The organism is Streptomyces sp. NBC_00358, from assembly GCF_036099295.1.
Classification (GTDB): Bacteria; Actinomycetota; Actinomycetes; order Streptomycetales; family Streptomycetaceae; genus Streptomyces.
This window is the reverse complement of record NZ_CP107976.1, coordinates 2564673-2581295: the sequence shown is the minus strand read 5'-3', so window position 1 is coordinate 2581295 and position 16623 is coordinate 2564673. Positions and strand designations below refer to the sequence as shown.

Genomic DNA, 16623 nt, shown 5'->3' with positions numbered 1-16623 from the left:
GGGGTGGCGCACGCGTGTCCGGGGGCGGCCGGAAACCGAACCTGAGGACAGACCCGATTTTCGTCAAGGACTTGACTGCGGTAACCCGTTCAGCGGAGCTTGGAGTTCACAACTTGTAAGTGACCGGGGTCCCGTTGGCGTGACCCAGATCACACGGGTGGCATCGGGGCCGCCCGGCTGAGGGCAGGAGTGGATGAGTCGATGGAGACTCCGGGGTCGCAGTCTTCGCTGCACCGAGCCAATCTGGAACGCGTCGTGCGGGCGGTGCGGCTGGCGGGCTCGCTCACGCAGGCGGAGATCGCGAGGTCGACGGGCCTGTCGGCCGCGACCGTTTCCAATATCGTTCGCGAACTCAAGGACGGTGGAACGGTCGAGGTCACACCCACTTCGGCCGGCGGCCGCAGGGCGCGCAGCGTGTCCTTGAGCGGCGACGCCGGCATCGTCATCGGTGTCGACTTCGGGCATACCCACCTGCGTGTCGCGGTCGGGAACCTGGCCCATCAGGTGCTGGCGGAGGAGTCCGAGCCGCTGGATGTGGACGCGTCCGCCGCGCAGGGTTTCGACCGGGCCGAGGAGCTGGTCAGCCGTCTGATCGAGGCGACCGGTGTCGACCGCTCCAAGGTCGCGGGCGTGGGCCTCGGCGTGCCGGGCCCCATCGACGTGGAATCGGGGACCCTGGGGTCCACCTCGATCCTGCCGGGGTGGACCGGCGCGAGGCCCGCCGAGGAGCTGCGGGGGCGGCTCGGCGTGCCCGTGTACGTGGACAACGACGCCAATCTGGGCGCGCTCGGCGAGATGGTCTGGGGCAGCGGGCGCGGGGTCAGGGACCTCGCGTACATCAAGGTCGCGAGCGGTGTCGGCGCGGGCCTGGTGATAGAGGGCAAGATCTATCGCGGTCCGGGTGGCACGGCGGGAGAAATCGGGCATATTACACTTGATGAATCCGGCCCCGTCTGCCGTTGCGGCAACCGCGGCTGCCTGGAGACCTTCGCGGCGGCGCGCTATGTGCTGCCGCTCCTCCAGTCGAGCCACGGGACCGATCTGACCATGGAAGGCGTGGTCAGGCTGGCGCGGGACGGAGATCCGGGCTGCCGTCGCGTGATCGCCGACGTCGGCCGACATATCGGCAGTGGAGTCGCGAATCTCTGTAATTTGCTGAACCCGAGCCGGGTGGTCCTCGGTGGCGATCTCGCCGAGGCCGGTGAGCTCGTTCTCGGGCCCATCAGGGAGTCTGTCGGCCGCTACGCGATCCCCAGTGCCGCACGTCAACTCTCGGTGTTGCCAGGGGCGCTCGGGGGCCGTGCGGAGGTGCTCGGAGCGCTGGCTCTCGCACTCAGCGAGATGGGCGATTCGACCCTTTTGGACGGGTCTCTGTCTGCCGTTACACCTGCCTTCACTTAGAGAACGAAACACGCCGTTGCCAACCCGTTAAGTATTTACTTCTTGACGTCGCACGAGCGGCCGAGTTGACTCCAAACCACCTCGGCCGCAGCGTTGCGGCCCTGTCAGGGAGGCACCACCAATGAACAACACGATGCGTAGAGTCGTCATCGGTACCGCCGCTGTTTCCATGGCCCTCTCGGTGGCCGCTTGTGGCAAGGCCGGCGACAAGAGCTCCAGCGACAGCAGCAGCAGCTCTTCCTCGGGCAGCAAGACCATCGGTCTCCTGCTCCCCGACAGCGTCACCGCCCGCTACGAGAAGTTCGACCACCCGCTCTTCGTCTCGAAGGTCAAGGAGCTGTGCCCGGACTGCAAGGTCCAGTACGCGAACGCGGCCGGTGACGCCGCCAAGCAGGCCCAGCAGGTCAGCACGATGATCACCCAGGGCGTCAAGGTCCTCGTGATCAGCGCGCAGGACTCGGCCGCGATCAAGTCCTCGATCCAGACCGCGGTCAACAAGGGCATCAAGGTCGTCGCGTACGACCGCCTCGCCCAGGGTCCGGTCTCGGCCTACGTCTCCTTCGACAACGAGAAGGTCGGCGAGCTCCAGGGCCAGGCGCTCCTCACCTCGCTCGGCTCCAAGGCGACCCCGAAGTCGAAGATCGTCATGATCAACGGTGACGACGCCGACCCGAACGCCGGTCAGTTCAAGGCGGGTGCCCACAAGGCCCTCGACGGCAAGGTCAACATCGCGTACGAGCAGTCCGGTCTCTGGAAGGACACCGTCGCCGCTCAGAAGATGTCGGCTGCCATCACGCAGCTCGGTGCCAAGAACATCGCGGGCGTCTACTCCGCCAACGACGGCATGGCCGGTGGCATCGCCAACACCCTCAAGGGTGCGAAGATCAGCGGCATCCCGCTGACGGGTCAGGACGCCGAGCTCGCGGGTATCCAGCGCCTCGTCGCCGGCACCCAGTCCTCCACGGTCTACAAGGCCTTCAAGCCGGAGGCGGACGCCGCTGCCCAGCTCGCGGTCAACCTGCTGACCAACAAGGACATCAAGTCCCTGGCCAACCAGACCCTGACCAGCGGCTCCGGCGACAAGGTGCCCTCGCAGCTCCTCGTCCCGGTCTCGGTCACCAAGGCCAACATCAAGGACACGGTCGTCAAGGACGGTCTCTACACCGTCGCCGACATCTGCACCGCGGACTTCGCCAAGGCCTGCAAGGCTGCCGGCCTTCAGTAGTCACCCCGGTCCCGGGCGGCCTCCGTACAACGGACGGCCGCCCGGGACTCGACCGCTCTGCGGTCTCGCGAACCTGTCCGACGCCTGCCCCACCTAAATACCCCGCTGCGGGGTGGGCGTCGGATGGATCCGTTGCGAAATGCAGCGGATTCGCGCATGTTCATCTTGTAAACCTTGTGCATTTCGCACATCCCTCCGCGCCGGTTTGTTCGAGCGCGGCATCCCCGCCGGTCAGGCGGCGAAGGAGATGGTTCACGTGTCCGCTACGCCCGTGCTGGCGTTGCGCGGAGTCTCCAAGCGATTCGGTGCTGTGCAGGCACTCACCGATGTAGAGCTGGAGGTCCACCCCGGAGAAGTGGTCGCCCTCGTGGGCGACAACGGCGCAGGAAAGTCCACCCTGGTCAAGACCATTGCGGGCGTCCACCCCATCGATGAAGGCGTCATCGAGTGGGACGGCCAGCCCGTCAGCATCAACAAGCCGCACGACGCCCAGGGACTCGGCGTCGCGACCGTCTACCAGGACCTCGCCCTGTGCGACAACCTCGACGTGGTCGGCAACCTCTACCTCGGTCGTGAGCTGCTGCACCGCGGCGTCATCGACGAGGTCACGATGGAGCAGAAAGCGCGTGAGCTGCTCAGCACACTCTCCATCCGCATCCCGAGCGTGCGTATCCCGATCGCGAGCCTTTCCGGCGGTCAGCGCCAGGTCGTGGCCATCGCCCGCGCCCTCATCGGCGACCCCAAGGTCGTCATCCTCGACGAGCCGACCGCCGCGCTCGGTGTCGAGCAGACCGCGCAGGTCCTCGACCTGGTCGAGCGGCTGCGCGAGCGCAACCTCGGCGTCATTCTCATCAGCCACAACATGGCTGACGTGAAGGCCGTCGCGGACACCGTCGCCGTCCTGCGCCTGGGCAAGAACAACGGCTCCTTCTCCGTGAAGGACACCAGCCACGAAGAGATCATCGCCGCGATCACCGGAGCCACGGACAACGCCGTGACCCGTCGTGCGGGGCGTCGCAACACGGAGGCCGCAAAGTGAGCGACACGTCCAAGGTTTCCAAGGCGGAGGCCGAGGTGGAGCACCAGAACACGGTGGCTCCCTCCGACGACCCCACTGCCGCTCCCGTGTCGGTCGTGGACCCGCGTCTGCTGGTCCGCGAAGAGGGCCTCAAGGGCTACGTCACCGAGTTCAAGCGCAAGATCAAGGGCGGCGAGCTGGGCTCGCTGCCGGTCTTCATCGGCCTGATCATCATCTGGACGATCTTCCAGACGCAGAACAGCCGGTTCCTCAGCGCCGACAACCTGTCGAACATCAGCTACTTCATGTCGGCCACCGGCATGCTGGCCATCGGCCTGGTGTTCGTCCTGCTGCTCGGTGAGATCGACCTCTCCGTCGGCTCGGTCAGCGGCCTCGCCTCCACGGTGTTCGCGGTGTTCGTGGTCAACCACGGCGTGAACCCCTGGCTGGCGCTGTTCCTGACCGTCCTGACCGGTGCCGTCATCGGCGCGATGCAGGGCTGGTTCTTCGCCAGGATCGGCGTGCCCGCCTTCGTCGTGACGCTGGCCGGCTTCCTGGGCTGGAACGGCCTGATGCTGTGGCTGCTCGGTTCGAGCGGCACGATCAACATCCCGGCCGACAGCGGCCCGGTGTACCTGCTCGGCCAGAGCTCCTTCTTCATGGGCCAGGCCGTCATCGGTGCCTACCTGCTGGCCGGCCTCGGTGTCGCGTCCATGCTGATCGGCTCGTTCATCGACCAGCGCCGCCGCCGGTCCGCCGGTGTGCCCTTCCGGCCCACCAGCGAGATCCTGCTGCGCGTCGGAGCGCTCGCCGTGGCGTCCTTCGTCGCCGCCGCCGTGCTGAACAACGCCTCCGGTGTCTCCAACGCCCTGGTGATCTTCCTCGCCTCCCTGGTGATCGTCGACTTCGTGCTGCGCCGCACCACGTACGGCCGCAAGATCTTCGCGGTCGGCGGTGGCATCGAGGCGGCTCGCCGAGCCGGTATCAGCGTGTCCATGGTCCGCATCACCGTCTTCGCCATCTCCGGCGGTTTCGCGGCGGTCGGCGGTATGTTCTTCGCCGGTCAGACCGCGAGCGCCACGCTGAACGCCGGTGGCGGCAACACGCTGATGCTCGCCATCGCGGCGGCCGTCATCGGTGGTACGAGCCTCTTCGGTGGCCGCGGAAACGTTTGGTCGGCCCTCCTGGGCATGCTGGTCATCCAGTCGATCCAGACCGGTCTCGACCTGCTCAACATGAACACCTCGATCCAGTACATGATCACTGGCGCGGTGCTCCTGGGCGCGGTCGTCATCGACTCCGTCTCGCGCAAGAGCCAGAAGGCCGCGGGCCGCGCGTAACACTCAGCGGGGAACGCCGCAGCACATCGCGGCGGCGTCCCTGTGAAAGACCTTGTGCCCGGCGCCCACGGCGGCGCCGGGCACAGTCACGTCCGGGCGCGAACGCTTGTTCCCGTCGGGTTGGGCCGATCGTGTGGCGTACATCGCCAGGCCCGGCCCGCGCCCGAAAAGGCGGAACATTAGACTCGACCAAGCCCGGCAACAGCTCTACTGCAAGGAGGCACGGGTGCCGCTGCTGACCCGCATCAGGGGACCGCGCGATCTGGACCGGCTCAGCCTGGAGCAGCTGGACCAGCTGGCCGGCGAGATCAGGACCTTCCTCGTCGACGCGGTCTCCAAGACCGGCGGCCATCTCGGCCCCAATCTCGGTGTCGTGGAGCTGACCATCGCCCTGCACCGCGTCTTCGAGTCACCGAAGGACAGGGTGCTGTGGGACACGGGCCACCAGTCCTACGTCCACAAGCTGCTCACCGGCCGCCAGGACTTCTCCCGGCTGAAGATGAAGGGCGGCCTGTCCGGCTACCCCTCACAGGCCGAGTCCGAGCACGACGTCATCGAGAACTCGCACGCCTCCACGGTCCTCGGCTGGGCCGACGGTCTGTCCAAGGCCAACGAGGTTCTCGGCCGGAACGACCACGTGGTCGCCGTCATCGGTGACGGCGCTCTCACCGGCGGTATGGCCTGGGAGGCGCTGAACAACATCGCCGACGCCAAGGACCGCCCGCTGATCATCGTCGTCAACGACAACGAGCGTTCGTACGCGCCGACCATCGGCGGTCTCGCGAACCATCTGGCGACCCTGCGCACCACCGACGGCTACGAGCGCTTCCTGGCCCGGGGCAAGGACCTCCTGGAGCGCACGCCGGTCGTCGGCAAGCCCCTCTACGAGACCCTGCACGGCGCCAAGAAGGGCCTCAAGGACTTCATCGCCCCGCAGGGCATGTTCGAGGACCTCGGCCTGAAGTACGTCGGCCCGATCGACGGCCACGACATCGAGGCCCTGGAGTCGGCCCTGGCCCGCGCCAAGCGCTTCGGCGGCCCGGTCATCGTGCACTGCCTCACCGAGAAGGGCCGCGGCTACCAGCCCGCCCTCCAGGACGAGGCGGACCGCTTCCACGCCGTCGGCAAGATCCACCCCGACACGGGCCTGCCGATCGCCTCCTCCGGCGCCGACTGGACCTCCGTCTTCGGCGAGGAGATGGTCGAGCTCGGCAAGGAGCGCGAGGACATCGTCGCGATCACCGCCGCGATGCTCCAACCGGTCGGCCTCGACCGCTTCGCCAAGGCATTCCCCAAACGGGTGTACGACGTCGGCATCGCCGAGCAGCACGCCGCCGTCTCCGCGGCGGGCCTCGCCACAGGCGGACTGCACCCCGTCTTCGCCGTCTACGCGACCTTCCTCAACCGCGCCTTCGACCAGGTCCTGATGGACGTGGCCCTGCACAAGTGCGGTGTCACCTTCGTGCTGGACCGGGCGGGCGTCACCGGCACCGACGGCGCCTCGCACAACGGCATGTGGGACATGTCGATCCTCCAGGTCGTCCCCGGCCTCAGGCTCGCCGCGCCCCGCGACGCCGACCAGGTCCGCGCCCAGTTGCGCGAGGCCGTCGAGGTGAAGGACGCGCCCACCGTGGTGCGCTTCTCCAAGGGCGCGGTCGGCCCGGCCGTCCCCGCCGTGGGCCGGATCGGCGGCATGGACGTCCTGCGGGCGCCCGGCACCGACGCGCCCGACGTGCTGCTGGTCTCCGTCGGCGCGCTCGCCCCGATGTGCCTGGAGATCGCCGCCCTCCTGGACCGGCAGGGCATCTCCACCACGGTCGTCGACCCGCGCTGGGTCAAGCCGGTCGACGAGGCCATGGCCCCGCTCGCCGAGCAGCACCGCGTGGTCGTCACCGTCGAGGACAACTCCCGGGTCGGCGGTGTCGGCTCCGCGGTCGCGCAGGCGCTGCGCGACGCGGGCGTCGACGTCCCGCTGCGCGACTTCGGCATCCCGCCGCGCTTCCTCGACCACGCCTCCCGCGCCGAGGTCATGGCGGAGATCGGCCTGACCGCGCCGGACATCGCCCGGCAGGTCACCGGCCTCGTCGCCAAGCTCGACGGCCGGTACGAGCGCACCACGGCCCAGGCCATGGACGCGGTGGAGCCCGCGCGCGACTGAGACGGACACGCCTCGACCGAGACGGACACGCAGGGCCGATGGGCCGGTTTCAGCACCCTGTACGGGTGGTGAAACCGGCCCGTCCGCGTGAACCGGTCCGCGTCGGGGAACACGTGCTACCCGCCCTCTCGATCATGTCGAGGACGACAAGCGTGGGAGGTACGTCCGTGAGCAACACCCTCTTCAGGACGAAGAAGGTCGAACAATCGATCTTGGACACTGAGGAGCCGGAGCACGCGCTCAAGAAGACGCTGTCCGCTCTGGACCTCACCGTGTTCGGTGTCGGTGTCATCATCGGCACCGGCATCTTCGTCCTCACCGGCAAAGTGGCCAAGGAGAACGCCGGGCCGGGGGTCTCGCTGGCCTTCGTGGCCGCGGGTGTCGCCTGCGCGCTGGCGGCCCTGTGCTACGCGGAGTTCGCCTCCACGGTCCCGGTCGCGGGGTCCGCGTACACGTTCTCCTACGCCTCGCTCGGCGAGCTGCCCGCCTGGATCATCGGCTGGGACCTGGTCCTGGAGTTCGCGCTCGGCACGGCGGTGGTGGCCGTCGGCTGGTCGGGCTACGTGCGCTCGCTGATGGACAACGCGGGCTGGCACATGCCCGAGTCGCTCAGCGGACGCGACGGGGCCCACGGCTTCGGCTTCGACATCCTGGCCGCCGCGCTGGTGCTGGTGCTCACCGCCATCCTCGTCATCGGTGTGAAGCTCTCGGCCCGCATCACCACGCTGGTCGTCGCGATCAAGGTCACCGTCGTGCTGATCGTGATCATCGCGGGCGCCTTCTTCATCGAGGGCAAGAACTACAAGCCGTTCATCCCCCCGGCGCAGAACGTGGAGGCGGGCAGCGGCATCAAGTCACCGCTGATCCAGCTCATGTTCGGCTGGGCGCCGACCAACTTCGGCGTGATGGGCATCTTCACCGCGGCCTCCGTGGTGTTCTTCGCCTTCATCGGCTTCGACGTGGTCGCGACCGCCGCCGAGGAGACGAAGAACCCGCAGCGCGACATGCCGCGCGGCATCCTCGGCTCGCTCGTCATCTGCACCACGCTCTACGTCCTCGTGTCGATCGTGGTCACGGGCATGCAGAACTACACCAAGCTGTCCGTGGACGCCCCGCTCGCCGACGCGTTCAAGGCCACCGGGCACCCCTGGTACGCGGGCGTGATCAGCTTCGGCGCGGCCATCGGACTGACCACCGTCTGCATGATCCTGCTGCTCGGCCAGACCCGGGTCTTCTTCGCGATGAGCCGCGACGGACTGCTGCCGCGGTTCTTCTCCCGGGTCCACCCGAGGTTCCGCACCCCGCACCGGCCGACGATCCTGCTCGGTGGGATCATCGCGATCCTCGCGGGCTTCACCAGCCTCAGCGAGCTGGCCGAACTGGTCAACATCGGCACGCTCTTCGCCTTCATCGTGGTCGCCATCGGCGTCGTCATCCTCCGCCACACCCGCCCCGACCTGCCACGCGCCTTCCGCACCCCGCTGGTGCCGTGGGTGCCGATCCTGTCGGTGCTCGCGACGTTGTGGCTGATGCTGAACCTGCCCGCGGAGACCTGGCTGCGGTTCGCCATCTGGATGGTGATCGGCATCGGCGTCTACTTCCTCTACGGCCACACGCACAGCCGCCTCGCCCGGAACCAGGAGACGCCGGGCGGCGAACTCCGCAACCCGCCCGGCGGCACGGCGGGCTGACGCCCGCTCCGCTCTCGGGCCCCGTACGTCCCGCTCCGGCGGCGGCGACGGGGCCTCGCCGCGTCCCCACCCGGCCGGCGGAGCCGACGAGGCCCGTGAGGTACGGGCGGGGGACCGCCGGGCCGCACGAGAGGCAGGCCCAGGGAAGGCGACGACGAGGGGCCGACGGCCGAGGAACGGTGGCGCCGTCCGCGCGGACCGGCGGTCGGGGCGGAGCGGCACCCGGACCCGCGGTCAGGGGAGAGGGCGTACCGTTCGCGGGCCCGTGACCTCTGCGCCCAGTTCACCCACCCGGCGCCGGAGTTCGCGGTCGGCCGTGACGACCAGACAGGCGCGGTCCGGCGCCTCGGCCACCAGTTCCACCATGCGGTCGTCACCGCTGCCCGGAGCCTCGTCGACCCGGACCCCGGGGACGGACTCCACCCCGCGCGCGGCGCCCTCCACCACCAGGACGATCTCCAGCGGGCCCGGGTGCCCCGGCAGGCCCCGCACGGCGAAGTCCGCCAGCCGTTCCCTGAGCCGCTCGGCGGCAGCGCGACGGTCCCGCCACCAGCCGTCCGGCACGGAACCCACCACATTGGCGCCGTCCACGATGAGCAGAGTCGTCATGCCCTCACCCTGCCAGAACGCCCTCGGCCCAGCGCCGCGTCACGACGGACACGGCCTCGGCCACCCGGGCCGCCCGTGGGGAGTCCGCCCGGGGCCCCGGGGCGAACTCCACGTGCAGGAAAGGAATCCCGTCGGCGGCGGCGGCCGCCCGCCCCTGCTCGTTGTCCCGCCCGGAGAGCGGGCAGGTGCGCGCCCAGGCCCGGCACACGGCGAAGTCCCTCGCCCGGAGCGCGTCGGCGAGCCGGCGGCCCGCGGGGCGGCCGGCCGTTCCGGCGCCGGCCGAGGCGATCACGTCGTAGCGAGGGGCGGAATCCTGGGCGAAGCCGTGCAGTTGGATGCCCGCGACACGGCGTCTGACGAGTTCCGCGCAGACCGCGTGGAACACCGTGTCCCGGCGGTGCGCCACGTCCGCGGCGTTCCCTTCACCGGATTTGCGATGTGCTCCGGCAATGATCAAGAGACCTCCGGGGGCGCCTTTCAGGACCCGTACCCCCAGCAGTTCCGTGTTCTCGTCCGCGACCGGATGAGGCACCTGTACCGACCATCGGACGGGGTGGTCGAGGTCGACGAAGACGCGGCCCCAGCCGCGCGGCGCGGGCCCCTGGTCGACACGGTCGTACACCTCGGCGAATCGGCGGCCGGTGCCGCTGTCGACCAGTGTGCGTACGGTGAAGTCGACTTCGGCGAGTCGCTGTTCTGCCTGCTCGCGGCGATGGTCGAGGAGGAGTCCCACCCCGTCGGCGACGGTCTGGCGCTCGGTGCGGGAGGGCGGCCGGAAGCCGCCGTCCGGCGAGAAGCGGGCGGTGTAGGCCGCGACGGCGCGGGCCAGGTCGGCGGACGGTGGACCGTCCCCGCGGTGGTCGCCCACCGCGTCCCCGCCGGTGCCGTGGGTGCCGCGCACGGCGATCGTTCCCCATCCGGCGAGCGCGGTGAGGAGCAAGAGAAGTGTTGCGATCGTTATCGTTCTGGAGCTGTTTGCCCTCATGGTTGTATCAAGATATCTCTGGTGACCAGACGTCCTAGCCGCCGCACCTTGCCCACCCTCCTGACCTCCGTCGCTCTCGTCGCCGTTCTGGCGGGATGCGGTCTCGTCGGAGGCGGCGGTGACTCCGGTTCGGCGTCCGGGGCGGGCGGACGTTCGTTCACGGTGGCCGCGGCCGGCGACATCCTGATCCATCCTCAGCTGATCGACCAGGCGAGGGCGGACGCCGGGAAGACCGGCGAGGGTGCCGACGGCCTGGACTTCGGTCCGCTCATGGCCGGGGTCAAGCCGGTGATCAGCAAGGCGGACCTGGGGATCTGCCACATGGAGCCGGTGATCGGCAAGCCGAACGGCCCCTTCGAGAGCTACCCGAACTTCCTCGTGCCGCCCCAGATAGCCGGGACCATCAAGGACGTCGGCTACGACACCTGCTCGACCGCCTCCAACCACTCGATCGACCACGGCTACGCGGGCGTGAAACGCACTCTCGACACGCTGGACTCCGTGGGCCTCGAACACACCGGCTCCTTCCGGACCGAGAAGGACGCGCTCACCCCGCTGATCATCGACGTCAAGGGCGTGAAGGTCGCGCAGATCTCCTTCGCCTTCGGCTTCAACGCCCATGAGGTGCCCAAGGACAAGCCGTGGCTGGTCAACCAGAACGACCTGGGCCGGATCAGGACGGCCGAGAAGCGGGCCCGCGCGGCCGGCGCCGACGTCGTGATCCTCTCCATCCACTGGGGCCGTGAGCACCACCCGAACCCGTCGACCCCGCAGCTCGCGTTCGCCCGACGGCTGGCCCGGGAGACCGGGATCGACCTGGTCATCGGGCACCACGCGCATGTCGTGCAGCCGATGGAGAAGGTCGACGGCACGTGGATCGCGTACGGACTCGGCAATCAGGTCGCGCGCCACGACGTGCCGACGGGACTCACCGAGGAGGGCGTGATCGGCTGGTTCACCTTCACCGAGCGCGGCGGCCGGTGGGACGTCGAGGCCCGGTACGAGCCGACCCTCGTGGAGATTCCGCCGGACCCCGAGGTCGGCGCGGACGGCACGCCGGTCGAGCCGGCGAAGGGCCAGGTCGAGGACTACCGGCTGGTGGACGTGGCGGCCGAGCTCAAGCGCGACGACCTGAGCGACCAGCAGCGGTCGCGGCTCCGGCTGGCCTTCGAGCGGACCGAGGGCACCATGCTCAACCGCGGCGCGGCGAAGGACGGGCTGAAGCCCCTCACGGAGCTGCCGGGATGAGATCACCGGACGCCAGGACCGGTGGCGCCCGGCCCGGGGCCGGCGCCGCTGTTCGCCCGGTCCTCCGGAGCGGTCCCGGCCCGATCGAAACCGGAAGTCATTGAATCTGTACGAATATGTCCGTCTAAATTGTGATGTTGTTTAGATCACTTTAGATTTATGCAACTTTTTCTTACCTTCGCCGGTCTGACACGCGCAGGGACTCAGTTCTCCCTTATGCGCCTTCGTGTCGCATCCGCATCACCCGCACCGCGAGCAGGTCGCTCGTCCGCCCGTACAACCGCTTGAGAGGACCTGTCCGTTGGCGTCATCGCCCCCGGCGCGGCAGCACCGTGCTCGCCGCAGAGCTGATATGTCGCTGCTTGGCGGCATACGACCGCCGATAGCGGTCCTCTCGGTGCTCCTCCTCTCCCTCGCCGCGGTCGCGGCGCTCGTACTCGGCCCGGCCGGCGACACCGCGCTGCCCAAGGCCGTCCAGACCTCCCAGCAGCACTTCGCGGAGGACGGCGCCATCGCCCTGCGCGCCTCCATCGACGAGTCGGTGACCGACCTCGACCGCTCCGCCGCCCTGTTCAGCGCGGGCGCGCCGGTCTCCGGCGACACCGTGCTCGACAAACTGGGCAACACGTACCAGAAGTGGATGGGTACGGCGGTCATCGAGATCCGGTCGGGCAAGCTCGTCGCGACCCGCGGCGAGACCGTCCCGCTGACCTCCCTCGACCGGTCCGCGCTCAGTGACGAGGGCGGTCTCGCGCCCCGCATGGTGCGCCTGGAGAACGGCGAGGTCCGGCTGCTGTCCTTCGCGCTGCTGTCCTGGCCGGGCAGGCCCCAGCTACTGCTCGTCGCCTCCAACAGCCTCAAGTTCCCCGGCATCAGCCTCGGCCGGTTCCGCGCCATCGCGGTTGTGGACCGCTCCGGGACGATCCTCAGCAGCGACGGCATCCCCGAGCCCGAGCAGGTTCTGACCGACCTCCAGCGCAAGGAGGTCGCCGCGTCCAACAAACAGCTCAGGTCCTTCGCGAAGAACGCTGCGGCCAAGGCCGGCGACAACCCGCTCAGCAGCAAGGAACCCGGCTCCGGCGGCTACCCGGGTGTCAGCGGCAGCCTGCTCGGCGGCACCTTCCTCTCCGACCGGTCCGTCGCCGGATACGCCACGCTCGCCTCGCAACAGCCCGGCGAGACCACCACGGCGACCGCCCTCGGCCTCAGCGTGGTCGCCATGGTGAAGGTCGCCGAGGACCCCACCCGATCCACCTCACCCGTCTTCGGACTGATGGCGGCCTGCGCCTTGCTGGTCATCGGCGGCATCGCCGTCGCCGTCCTGCTCGGCACCGTGCAGCGGCCGCTCATCCGGCTCTTCCTGGAGTCGCGCCGCCTCACCCGCGGTGACCTGACGCGCCCGGTGAACGTCCCCGGCTACGGCGAGGCCCGCCGGATCGGTACGGCGCTGGAGCGCCTGCGCGGCCAACTGCTCGGCGAACCCGCCGAGCAGCGGTCCGCGGCCCGGCCGCGCGGTCCGCGCCGCATCGGCACCCGCGGGCTCCTCTCCGTCTGCGCGGTCCTGCTGCTCTCCTGGTCGGCCCCGCTGCTGCTCGTCCTCAACCGGGCCGACGGCACCGTCGTGGTACCGCAGCAGCTCGTGAACGACCAGCGCGAGCGCACCGACACGCTCACCGACCGGATCCGCCGCGCGCTCAACGAGGGTGAGGCCGACCTCCAGTCCGTGGCCACGCTGATCGGCGACCGCACGTCCCCCGCCGACATGACCGAGGTGCTGGACCGCACACTCGACCAGCACCTGCGCTACCAGTCGCTCTACGTCGTCGACGCCTCAGGCCAGGTGGTCGCCCGGGTCGGCGACGAGCCCCGCGAGGCGCGGCCCGAGCCCGCCACCGCCGACCCCATCCGGCTGCTCGGCCGGGGCGGCAAGAAGCCCCTCGTGGTCGGCACCGCCGAGATCCCCGGCCGCGACGGATCGGCACTGGTGGGCGAGTTCCGGATCGACTTCCTCAACTCGGTGCTCAAGAGGCCGGGCCTCGGCGTCGTACGCCTCGTCGACGACCAGGGCAAGATCATCGCGGGCAACACCGGCTACCTCGCCTTCCAGTCGCTGCCCGACGACCGGCTGAAGGACCTGGCCTCCGCGGCCGGACAGAAGGTCGGCAAGTCCGCGCACGCCGCCGGTGTCCTCTACCGCGACGGCGGGGTGCAGATCGCCGCCGCGGCCCCCTTCGCGGGAGGGGGCGCGGCCAAGAAGCTCGGCTGGACCGTCGTGAGCTGGCAGCCCGCGGACCGGCTCGCCATTCCCGAGTACGACATCCAGCACCGCACCGTGCTCGCCGGACTGCTGGGCGCCGCGGCCGCGGTCGCCTGCCTCGGCTGGATGCACATCGTGGTGGCCCGGCCGCTGCGCGCCCTGGCCGGACAGGCCGAGGCACTGGCCGACGGGGACCGCAAGACCGTCCTGTTCCCGCGCAACCACGACGAGGTCGGCGCGGTCACCCGCTCCCTGGAACTCGTCCGCCAGCAGCTCCAGGAACAGCGCAGACAGCAGGCATCCGGGCGCCGGAACGCACCGGACACCGCTCACCAGCAGCACGTTAGGAACTGATCGGCCGTGCTCTTCCTCTACACCGTCCTGATGGTGTGCTGCGCGATCCTGCTGGTGGCGGGCATCGTCGAACAGCGGCGGCACTTCACCAACCTGGACAACATTCCCACCCGGGTGCTGGTCAACGGCATCCGCGGAAAGTCGTCCATCACCCGGCTGTGCGCGGGCGCGCTGCGCGGGGGCGGGCTGACCACGGTCGCCAAGACCACCGGCACGGCGGCCCGGTTCATCCACCCCGACGCGACGGAGGAGCCGGTCTACCGCAAGTTCGGCATCGCCAACGTCGTCGAGCAGATCGGCATCGTCCGGCGCGCGGCCGCGTACAACCCGCACGCCCTGGTCATCGAGTGCATGGCCGTCATGCCGGCCCTTCAGGAGATCAACCAGTCGAAGCTGATCCGCTCCACGATCGGTGTCCTGTGCAACGTCCGTGAGGACCACCTCGCCGAGATGGGTCCCACGCTCGACGACGTGGCCCGTTCCCTCTCCCGCTCCATGCCGGAGGGCGGTATCTGCGTCACCGCCGAAAAGGACCGGTTCGACATCCTCCAGGAGGAGGCCGACTCCCGTGACTGCGAGCTGATCTACGCCGACCCCGAGACCGTCTCGGACGAGGAACTGCGCGGCTTCAGCTGGTTCACCTTCAAGGAGAACGTGGCGATCGCGCTCACCGTCGCCGAACTCCTCGGCGTGGAGCGGCAGACCGCTCTCCAGGGCATGTACGACGCACCCCCGGACCCCGGTGTCCTCTCCGTCGAGCGGTATGTCACCGAGGACGGCAAGAAGCTCCGCTTCGCCAACGTCTTCGCGGCCAACGACCCCGAGTCGACGCTGATGAACGTCAACCAGCTGCTCGATCTCGGCGCCATCCACCGCCCGCTCAACGTGGTCATCAACTGCCGTCCCGACCGGGTCGAGCGCAACGGCCAGATGGGCGGGATCATCCCCGAGCTGGATCCCGAGAAGGTCTTCGTGATCGGCCACCCGGCCAAGAGCGCCATCGACGCGATGCCCGCGGAGTACCGCTCGCGCGCGGTCGACCTCGGCGGCGACCGGCGCGACCCCGAGGAGTTCATGCGGCAGCTCCTCGGCGAGCTCGGCGCGGACACCTCGCTGGTGGCCATCGGCAACATCCACGGCCAGGGCGAACACCTTCTGGAGCACCTCGCCGAACTCCCGGCGGACGACAGCGTCGACGAGCAGGCGGCCGGTCACAGCGGTGGCGCCGGTGCCGGTGCGGCGGCCGACGAGCCGCGCGTGGCGCAGGCCGTGCGCGAGCACGTCGAGACCGTGCAGCTCTACGCGCCGCGGATCGACCCGTACCAGCGCTACCCGGAGACGTACGAGTCCCGGTACGCGTCCAGGACCCAGGTCCCCGCCCAGCGCGCCGCGGACCGCCCGCACCCCCAGCAGGACAGCCCGCAGCGGACACACCAGCACCAGCCGGAGCAGGCACAACGGCAGCAGGCCCGGCCTCAGCGGCCGCAGCACTTGTACCAGCCCGAGCAGGGGCGCCAGCAGGCACAGCGCCCGTATCAGCCCGAGGAGACGCGGCGGCAGCCGCGGCACGCGTACCCGCCGGAGCACCCGGACCAGGAGCATCGACGGGCGCACCAGGAGCAGCATCCGGAGCGGCCCGAGCAGCCGTTCCGGCCCGAGCAGGGACTCGGGCCCTGGCCGGACGGGACGCCCGGGCCCGGCACCGCAGGGCTTCAGACACCGCCCGGGTTCGGTGAACAGTCCCGGTCCCGGGGTCTGTTCGAACCCCGCGTCCCTTCCGCACACCCCGCCGACGACCCCCAGCAGTGGCACAGCCCAGGAGAGCCCCGTTGATCCCCTCCGTCCTCACCCCCGAGATCGCCGCGATCGGCATCGGCCTGGGCCTGATGTTCTCGCTGATCTGCTACCTCACGACCAACCTCTCGCCCGGCGGCATGATCACCCCGGGCTGGCTGGCGCTCACCCTCATCGAGGACCTTCAGCGCGCCGCGCTCGTCGTCGGCGTCACCGTGCTGACGTACGTCACCACGCTGCTGCTCCAGCGCTTCGTGATCCTCTACGGCAAGCGGCTGTTCGCGGCCGTCGTGCTGAGCGGCGTCCTGATCCAGGCGTCCGTGATCGTCGTGCTCCAGATGGAGTTCCCGCTGCTCTACGCCAACCAGACCCTGGGCTTCATCGTGCCCGGTCTCGTCGGCTACCAGCTGGTGCGTCAGCCCAAGGGGGCCACGCTGCTGTCGACCGGCACCGTCACGCTCGCCACCTACGTCGTGCTGACCGCCGGAATCCTTCTCGGCGCCATGCCCTCCGCCTGAGCCGCCCGCCCTACTCGCAATCCCT

12 protein-coding genes are annotated in these 16623 nt (G+C 69.6%); 10 read left to right on the top strand and 2 right to left on the bottom strand.

Translation table 11 applies throughout. The features are described 5' to 3' along the window. The first annotated feature begins 201 nt into the window (after nt 1–201). The 6 genes from OHT01_RS10650 (at nt 202) to OHT01_RS10625 (ending at nt 8833) form a co-directional block, all read left to right on the top strand. Nucleotides 202–1401 (top strand): ROK family transcriptional regulator, encoded by a 1200-nt coding sequence (locus OHT01_RS10650; RefSeq protein ID WP_328552901.1) that lies wholly within the window; start codon nt 202–204, stop codon nt 1399–1401. Nucleotides 1402–1522: 121 nt separating this feature from the next. Continuing rightward, nucleotides 1523–2626, top strand: a complete 1104-nt coding sequence (locus OHT01_RS10645) for a sugar ABC transporter substrate-binding protein (protein WP_328552900.1) — start codon at nt 1523–1525, stop codon at nt 2624–2626. 247 nt (nt 2627–2873) lie between these two features. Next, entirely contained in the window at nt 2874–3665 is a 792-nt protein-coding gene (locus OHT01_RS10640) for an ATP-binding cassette domain-containing protein (RefSeq protein ID WP_328552899.1), read from the top strand. Beyond that, nucleotides 3662–4984 (top strand): sugar ABC transporter permease, encoded by a 1323-nt coding sequence (locus tag OHT01_RS10635; protein WP_328552898.1) that lies wholly within the window; start codon nt 3662–3664, stop codon nt 4982–4984. The genes OHT01_RS10640 and OHT01_RS10635 overlap by 4 nt, the downstream gene beginning before the upstream one ends. 226 nt (nt 4985–5210) lie before the next feature. Beyond that, nucleotides 5211–7142, top strand: a complete 1932-nt coding sequence (dxs, locus tag OHT01_RS10630; RefSeq protein WP_328552897.1) for a 1-deoxy-D-xylulose-5-phosphate synthase — start codon at nt 5211–5213, stop codon at nt 7140–7142. A 167-nt stretch (nt 7143–7309) separates the two neighbouring features. Continuing rightward, nucleotides 7310–8833: an amino acid permease gene (locus tag OHT01_RS10625; protein WP_328552896.1), complete on the top strand. Its 1524-nt coding sequence runs from the start codon at nt 7310–7312 to the stop codon at nt 8831–8833. 234 nt (nt 8834–9067) lie between these two features. On the opposite strand, the gene OHT01_RS10620 is transcribed toward OHT01_RS10625, so the two are convergent. Both OHT01_RS10620 and OHT01_RS10615 read right to left on the bottom strand, forming a co-directional pair. Beyond that, nucleotides 9068–9442 (bottom strand): NTP pyrophosphohydrolase, encoded by a 375-nt coding sequence (locus OHT01_RS10620; protein WP_328552895.1) that lies wholly within the window; start codon nt 9440–9442, stop codon nt 9068–9070. Nucleotides 9443–9446: 4 nt separating this feature from the next. Beyond that, entirely contained in the window at nt 9447–10343 is an 897-nt protein-coding gene (locus OHT01_RS10615) for a hypothetical protein (RefSeq protein WP_328552894.1), read from the bottom strand. 105 nt (nt 10344–10448) lie between these two features. On the opposite strand from OHT01_RS10615, the gene OHT01_RS10610 reads away from it, so the two are divergent. The 4 genes from OHT01_RS10610 to OHT01_RS10595 all read left to right on the top strand — a co-directional run bounded on the left by OHT01_RS10610 (nt 10449) and on the right by OHT01_RS10595 (nt 16598). Next, entirely contained in the window at nt 10449–11675 is a 1227-nt protein-coding gene (locus OHT01_RS10610) for a CapA family protein (RefSeq protein ID WP_328552893.1), read from the top strand. 352 nt (nt 11676–12027) lie between these two features. After that, nucleotides 12028–14286 carry a HAMP domain-containing protein gene (locus tag OHT01_RS10605; protein WP_328552892.1) on the top strand — a complete coding sequence of 753 codons (2259 nt, stop codon included), beginning with the start codon at nt 12028–12030 and terminating at the stop codon, nt 14284–14286. A gap of 6 nt (nt 14287–14292) precedes the next feature. After that, nucleotides 14293–16119 carry a poly-gamma-glutamate synthase PgsB gene (pgsB, locus tag OHT01_RS10600; RefSeq protein WP_328552891.1) on the top strand — a complete coding sequence of 609 codons (1827 nt, stop codon included), beginning with the start codon at nt 14293–14295 and terminating at the stop codon, nt 16117–16119. Beyond that, a complete protein-coding gene (locus OHT01_RS10595) occupies nt 16116–16598 on the top strand; it encodes a poly-gamma-glutamate biosynthesis protein PgsC/CapC (protein ID WP_328552890.1) in 483 nt (160 codons plus the stop codon). Before pgsB ends, OHT01_RS10595 begins: the two co-directional genes overlap by 4 nt. Nucleotides 16599–16623 lie beyond the last annotated feature (25 nt).